This window comes from Pseudomonas sp. SDO5591_S426 (genome assembly GCF_054070755.1).
In genome coordinates, this window is sequence record NZ_JBSVXD010000374.1 from 1 (window position 1) to 2,152 (window position 2,152).

The window sequence follows — 2,152 nt, forward strand, 5'->3', positions numbered from 1 at the left end:
GGAACGATCATTGTGGAGACTAAGGGATGAAAACCCTCTGGCAACACTGCCACGTCGCAACCATGGCGCAAGGCGTCTACTCGATCATCGAGGATGCGGCCATCGTGACGTCCGGTGCGCTCATAGAGTGGATCGGCCCGCGCGCTGAACTGCCGGCGGGCGAGTACCCGGCGGTCAATGATTTGAACGGGGCCTGGGTCACGCCGGGCCTGATCGACTGCCACACCCACACGGTGTTCGGCGGTAACCGCAGCGGTGAATTCGAACAGCGTCTGCAAGGCGTCAGCTACGCGGAAATTGCCGCTGCCGGCGGCGGCATCGCCAGCACCGTACGCGCCACCCGCGCCGCCAGCGAAGACGAGTTGTTCGCAAGCGCCGCCAAGCGCCTGAAAAGCCTGATGCGCGATGGCGTCACCAGCATCGAGATCAAGTCTGGCTACGGTCTGGACCTGGCCAACGAACGCAAGATGCTGCGCGTGGCCCGCCGCCTCGGCGCCGAACTGCCGGTCAGCGTGCGCAGCACTTGTCTGGCGGCTCACGCCTTGCCGCCGGAGTACAAGGATCGCGCCGATGACTACATCGATCACATCTGCACCGACATGCTCCCGGCGCTCGCTGCCGAAGGACTGGTGGACGCAGTGGATGCATTCTGTGAATACCTGGCGTTCTCGCCTGCTCAGGTCGAGCGCGTCTTCATCACCGCTCAGGAACTGGGCTTGCCGGTGAAGCTGCACGCCGAGCAATTGTCGTCGTTGCACGGTTCGAGTCTGGCGGCGCGTTACCACGCGTTGTCCGCCGATCACCTGGAATTCATGACCGAAGACGACGCCATTGCCATCGCCGAATCCGGCACCGTCGCCGTGCTGTTGCCCGGCGCTTTCTACTTCCTGCGCGAAACCCAATTGCCGCCGATGGATGCCCTGCGCAAACACGGCGTGAAAATCGCCATCGCCAGCGACCTCAACCCCGGCACCTCGCCAGCGCTGTCGTTGCGCTTGATGCTGAACATGGCTTGCACCTGTTTCCGCATGACCCCGGAAGAAAGCCTGGCGGGCGCAACGATTCATGCCGCTACTGCTTTGGGCATGGCCGACACCCACGGTTCGCTTGAGGCGGGCAAGTTTGCGGACTTCGTCGCCTGGCAAATCGATCGTCCGGCCGACCTGTGTTACTGGCTGGGCGGCGACCTGGAAAAACGCGTCGTGCGCCACGGCGTCGAAACGAGTCTGTAGGAGATCTGTTGTGGACAAGGTTCTGAACTTCAAACAAGGCCGCGTGCCGCTGCTGATCAGCATGCCCCACGCCGGTGTGCGCCTGACGCCTGCGGTCGAAGCCGGGCTGATCCCCGACGCGAAAAGCCTGCCGGACACCGACTGGCACATCCCGCAGCTTTACGACTTCGCTGCCGAACTGGGCGCCAGCACCCTGGCCGCCGAGTACTCGCGGTTTGTCATCGACCTGAATCGTCCGTCTGACGACAAACCGCTGTACGTTGGCGCCACCACCGGCCTGTATCCGGCGACATTGTTTGACGGTATTCCGTTGTTCCGAGAAGGGCTGGAGCCTTCGAAAGAAGAACGCGCGACGTATCTGGAAAAGGTCTGGACGCCTTATCACAGCACCCTGCAAAACGAACTGGCGCGCCTCAAGGCCGAGTTCGGCTATGCGCTGCTGTTCGATGCGCACTCGATCCGCTCGATCATTCCGCATCTGTTCGACGGCAAGCTGCCGGACTTCAACCTCGGCACCTTCAACGGCGCCAGTTGCGATCCACAGCTTGCCACTCAACTGGAAGCGATTTGTGCCGGCCATCCGGATTACAGCCATGTGCTGAACGGGCGCTTCAAGGGCGGCCACATCACCCGGCACTACGGTAATCCGGCCGAGAACATCCATGCCGTGCAACTGGAGTTGGGGCAGTGCACGTATATGGAAGAGTTTGAGCCGTTCCGCTATCGGCCGGATCTGGCGGAGCCGACGAGGGTGGTGTTGAAGGAGTTGCTGCAAGGGTTGTTGGCTTGGGGCCAACAGCACTACAAGAGCTGAAGATCAAAAGATCGCAGCCTTTGGCAGCTCCTACAGGGGGGATTCGCGTTTCCCTGTAATTGGATGGACTCGCCCAAGCCGAGGCGTCAATGCGCCACGGTGGCAG

Annotated in this window: 2 protein-coding genes; both read left to right on the forward strand. The window is 61.9% G+C overall.

Going from position 1 to position 2,152, the window contains the following annotated elements:
- Positions 1-26 precede the first annotated feature (26 nt).
- A complete protein-coding gene (hutI, locus tag ACW9JC_RS30075; protein WP_457459597.1) occupies positions 27-1,232 on the forward strand; it encodes an imidazolonepropionase in 1,206 nt (401 codons plus the stop codon).
- A 10-nt stretch (positions 1,233-1,242) separates the two neighbouring features.
- The gene (hutG, locus tag ACW9JC_RS30080; RefSeq protein ID WP_448106024.1) at positions 1,243-2,046 is read left to right on the forward strand and encodes an N-formylglutamate deformylase; all 804 of its coding nucleotides are present in this window, start codon (positions 1,243-1,245) and stop codon (positions 2,044-2,046) included.
- Positions 2,047-2,152: the final 106 nt, after the last annotated feature.